We start from the raw sequence: 4539 nt of genomic DNA on the forward strand, positions 1-4539 counted from the left end.
CAACCGGCCTGTGGACCATGGTGCTGTCCCTGCTCAGCCATGTTTTGACCTCAACGATCGCCTGGTGCGCGGCTCACGCCGCCGCCACGCCGTTCGAGTTTGCGCATTCGTTGCTGCTGATTCCGCCGATCATGCTGATTTCGACGGTGCCGATTTCGATCGCAGGCTGGGGCGTGCGTGAAACCGCCCTGATTGTGGCATTCGGCTATGCCGGGCTGCAGGCAGCCGACGCGCTGGTGGTGTCCATTCTTTTCGGCGCCGCCATGTTTGTATTTGGCGTTGCCGGCGGTGGTCTTTGGTTGTTGAGCGGCGCCAAACTGAAGATTCCTGCCGCGCCACCCGAGGAACTATTAGCCTCCTCGTAACCCGCAATTTGCAGAAAGCTGTTATAGCCGGCCGAACATCGCGCCGACATAGAGTCCCGATCGTATCGACAACACCCTGCCGATAGACACCGGACTTCCAGATCAGCCAAAGTCTCCTTGGCCACATCACCTGTCGCGCCCTCGAGAAGCGATCAAGGACCAGCGCATTCTGGGGCGCCAGCATGTCGCGCATCCGGCTCAGAACCCTGAGGTTGATCTCGTTCCACATCACCACGCGACCGGCGGCGAATGCCGTCAATCGGATCAGCCGTGCACGCAAGCCGATATTTGAACCGACCAGGTTCTGTCCGTGCTGTCTGTATTTGAGGCTCGGCCTGCGATCATAATGCGCGATTCCGCCGATCCCGGTCACGACCTGATACGTCCACCAGTCATGCGAAACCAATGCCGCATCCGCGGGCGTCGCGCGCAGCGCCAACCGGGCTGCCCGATTGAACACCATCGTGTTGCCACCGCCGATGTTTTGCACAAGCGCATTCCGAAAGCCCGGCGGACGCGTGAAATCGGCGAAAATCCGGCGGCGGTACCGTCGGCTTCGATCAATTCGGTTCTCGTAAAATATAGAGCCGGCTTGTCATCGCCGAGTGATTCAAACCAGCTCACGGCGTCCGCCAGCTTCTGCTCGTACCAGATATCGTCCTGGTCGCTGTAGGCAAACAAATCGCCATCGATGTCGTCGTTTCGAACAAGCGAAACGAAGTTTCGCCAGAATCCCTGCCGCGGTCCGTCGCGCACCACCACCCGCTGGGGAATCCCCATTGCAAAATGCTTGATCATTTCGACGGTCCCGTCCGTCGAACCATCATCGGAAACCAGCAGTTCCCAATTGGCGTGGGTCTGCGCGCGATAGGAGGCGAGCTGCTCCGGTAGAAATTTTGCGCCATTCCAGGTCGCAAGCATGATGATGACTTTAGGACTCGTCGATGCCAATTCAGACCGTCCAGGTTGAAGGGCTCTGCCCTGCAATAGTGTTGTCGGTTCGGTCTCTTAGACCATTTCCCGGCTCGAAGGAAACCGGCTCAGCCGCCCTGCTGGCCCCGATCGACTTGCCCCGGTTAAGCGCGATCACTACCCTGCTTGACGATGCGCAGGGAATGCTATGATGACGACGCAATGACCGACCATTTCGACGCACAGGAAACCCGCCCTCCCGCTGAGCGCGAGGCCGATCTGTTTTCGCGCCTGCCAGCGGTGCTGCGCAAAGCCATGGCCGCGCCGGTCTATGCTGAACGTTTGAACGGCATCGATCCGGCCGAGGTCAACAGCCGAGCCGCACTGGCGCGCCTGCCGGTATTGCGCAAATCCGACCTCCCTGCCTTGCACAAGGCCTCCCCGCCGTTCGGCGGCCTCGTGCCGGGGCGCCCGGGCTCGTTCGGGCGGCTGTTTACTTCGCCCGGCCCGATCTTCGAGCCGGAATCCGTTCATGCCGATCCCTGGCGCGGGGCGCGGGCGCTGTTCGCGGCCGGCTTCCGGCCCCATGACGTGGTGCTGAACACTTTCAGCTATCACCTGACGCCCGGCGGCTTCATCTTCGATGCGTCCGCGCGCGCACTCGGCTGTGCGGTGATTCCGGCCGGGCCCGGCAATACCGAAGCGCAATTCGAGTTGATCGAGGCGTATCGCCCGGTCGGCTACAGCGGGACGCCCGATTTCCTCAAGATCCTGCTCGACGCGGCCGCCAGCGCCGGCCGCGATGTCTCCTCGATCAAGCGCGCCTTGGTTTCCGGCGCCGCGTTTCCGAAATCGCTGCAGGACGAGATCAAATCCCGCGGCGTCGACGCCTATCAGGCTTTCGGCACCGCCGATCTCGGCCTGATTGCGTTCGAGACGCCGGCACGCGAGGGCATGGTCGTCAACGAGGACCTGATCATGGAAATCGTGCGGCCCGGCACCGGCGATCCCGTTGCCGAGGGCGATGTCGGCGAGATCGTCGTCACCTCGCTCGACCCTGATCACCCCTGGATACGTCTGGCGCTCGGCGATCTCACGGCCGCCCTGCCCGGCCGCAGCCCCTGCGGCCGCAGCAATATGCGCATCAAGGGCTGGATGGGCCGCGCCGACCAAACCACCAAGGTCAAGGGCATGTTCGTGCGGCCAGAACAAGTTGCCGAGATCGGCAAGCGCCATCCCGCGTTGGGACGGCTGCGCCTCGTCGTCTCGCGCGAAGGCGAAACCGACGCGATGACGTTGAAATGCGAATGCAGTTCGCCGAGCGAAGCGCTTCGAGGTGAAATCACCTCGACGCTGCGCGCGCTGACAAAACTCGGCGGCGCCGTGGAGCTGGTGGCGGCCGGCTCGCTGCCGAACGACGGCAAGGCAATATCCGACGAGCGCAAGCCGTGATCGTGTGCCCTAGAATCTGCGGATGCGATCGATCACTTCGTCCTGCTGCGCGCGGGTGATTTCCGCAAACATCGGCAGCGACAGAATCCGACTCTGGTCGCGATGCGCATTGGGAAACTGTTCGGGGCGATGTCCTAACCGGCGATAGGCTTCGAGAAACGGCAGCGCGGCCGGATAATTGATCGCGGTCTGCACGCCGTGCGTCTCCAGATGCGCCGCCAGCGCATCCCGGCGCTGATGCCGGATGGTGTAGAGATGATAGACGTGGGTGCGGTCCGTGCCGATTTGGGGCACCACGACGTCCTCGATCTGATTGAGGCCTTCGTCGTAAACCTGCGCGGCATCCTGGCGGGCCCTGGTCCAGCCCGGCAGATGCGGCAATTTCGCCGACAGGATCGCCGCCTGCAGGCCGTCGAGCCGGCTGTTGATGCCCTCGATCTGGTGCTGATGCTTCACGAGGCCGCCGTGACGCGCGAGCATCGCCATGCGTTCGGCCAGCGCGACGTCATGGGTGACGACCGCGCCGGCATCGCCCATCGCGCCCAGATTCTTGCCGGGATAGAACGAATAGGCAGCCGCGGCGCCGAAAGTACCGACCTGTTGTCCTTTGTAGCGCGCCAGATGCGCCTGCGCACAATCCTCGATCACCCAGAGCTTGTGCCTGGTCGCGATCGCCATGATCGTGTCCATATCCGCCGGCTGTCCGTAGAGATGCACCGGGATGATGCCGACCGTCCGCGGCGTGATCGCAGCCTCGATCGCCGCCGGATCGATCGTGAAGGTCACCCCATCGGTATCGGCGAAGATGACGCTCGCCCCGGCATGCGTGATCATCGAGGAACTAGAGATCCATGAGTGCGCCGAGGTGATGACCTCGTCGCCGGGCCGAACCTTCAGCGCAGCCATCGCCAGGTACAGCGCGTCGGTGCCGTTGGCGCAGGATACGCAATGCCTGATCTCGACAGCAGCCGCGAACTCCCGCTCGAAGGCGCCGACATAGGGCCCACGAATGAAGGCGCTGTCGCGGATCACGGCCGCGACGGCGCCGTCGATCTCGCGCTTGATGGTCTGGTATTGCAGCTGCAGATCGGCATAGGGAACCGGCATCGTTGGTGTTTCCTAGGCTCGCGACGAAAGCCGGCGCGCCGGATTGCCCGCATAGGTGCCGGCAGCGGTGATATCAGCGGTTACGACCGAGCCCGCGCCGATCACGACATCGTCGGCAATCCGCACCGGCAGAATCGTGGCATTGGAGCCGATCGACACCCGATTGCCGATCAAAGTTTCGCGCCACAGCTCCTTGCGTCCGCCGGACGGGCCGCCCGACGAGAAGGTATCGTTGATGAACATCACGCCGTGGCCGACGAAGCAATCTTCGCCGATCGTGACCAGCTCGCAGATAAACGCATGCGACTGCACGCGGGTCCGTGCGCCGACCACCACTCCCCGCTGGATTTCGGTAAACGGTCCGACAAGGCAGTCATCGCCGATCCTGCAGCCATAGAGGTTGCAAGGCTCGACGATTTTGACGCGCGCGCCGAATTCGACATCGCGCACGCCGCTCTGATGTATTTCCGGCCCGGTCATGACGCGACACCGAGCCGGCTCAAACGCGGCGTGAAACGGAGCGCAACCTCCTGGCCGGTCTCGATGGACTCATAAAGTGCCGAGATCAGTTCGAGACTCTTGCGTCCTTCAAGTCCGTCCACCAAAGCGGCGCGCTGATGGATCAGACAATCGATCACGTGCTGATAATAGGCCTGATGGCCGAAACCGTAGACATCCGGCGGATTGACCGAGAATTTCTCGA

Annotated in this window: 6 protein-coding genes; 2 read left to right on the plus strand and 4 right to left on the minus strand. The window is 62.7% G+C overall.

The window, feature by feature from the left end:
* A partial coding sequence (locus ABR948_RS28485) for a lysylphosphatidylglycerol synthase domain-containing protein (protein WP_428124475.1) occupies positions 1–365 on the plus strand: 365 nt, incomplete at its 5' end.
* A 369-nt stretch (positions 366–734) separates the two neighbouring features.
* Here the strand turns inward: ABR948_RS28485 and ABR948_RS28490 are convergent.
* Complete coding sequence (locus ABR948_RS28490) at positions 735–1316, minus strand: glycosyltransferase (protein WP_428124477.1); 582 nt, start codon at positions 1314–1316, stop codon at positions 735–737.
* 183 nt (positions 1317–1499) lie between these two features.
* Here ABR948_RS28490 and ABR948_RS28495 point away from each other — a divergent pair, with 183 nt between their 5' ends.
* Positions 1500–2729 carry a phenylacetate--CoA ligase family protein gene (locus ABR948_RS28495; protein ID WP_428124479.1) on the plus strand — a complete coding sequence of 410 codons (1230 nt, stop codon included), beginning with the start codon at positions 1500–1502 and terminating at the stop codon, positions 2727–2729.
* A gap of 9 nt (positions 2730–2738) precedes the next feature.
* Here ABR948_RS28495 and ABR948_RS28500 read toward each other — a convergent pair whose 3' ends face one another.
* The 3 genes from ABR948_RS28500 to ABR948_RS28510 all read right to left on the minus strand — a co-directional run.
* A complete protein-coding gene (locus ABR948_RS28500) occupies positions 2739–3836 on the minus strand; it encodes a DegT/DnrJ/EryC1/StrS family aminotransferase (RefSeq protein WP_428124481.1) in 1098 nt (365 codons plus the stop codon).
* Between the two features lie 12 nt (positions 3837–3848).
* Positions 3849–4316 (minus strand): acyltransferase, encoded by a 468-nt coding sequence (locus ABR948_RS28505; protein ID WP_428124483.1) that lies wholly within the window; start codon positions 4314–4316, stop codon positions 3849–3851.
* Positions 4313–4539, minus strand: a 227-nt coding sequence (locus tag ABR948_RS28510; protein WP_428124485.1) for a Gfo/Idh/MocA family oxidoreductase, incomplete at its 5' end; no start/stop codon positions are given. The genes ABR948_RS28510 and ABR948_RS28505, both read right to left, overlap by 4 nt.

It is taken from the genome of Bradyrhizobium sp. (genome assembly GCF_050014615.1).
Taxonomy (GTDB): Bacteria; Pseudomonadota; Alphaproteobacteria; order Rhizobiales; family Xanthobacteraceae; genus Bradyrhizobium.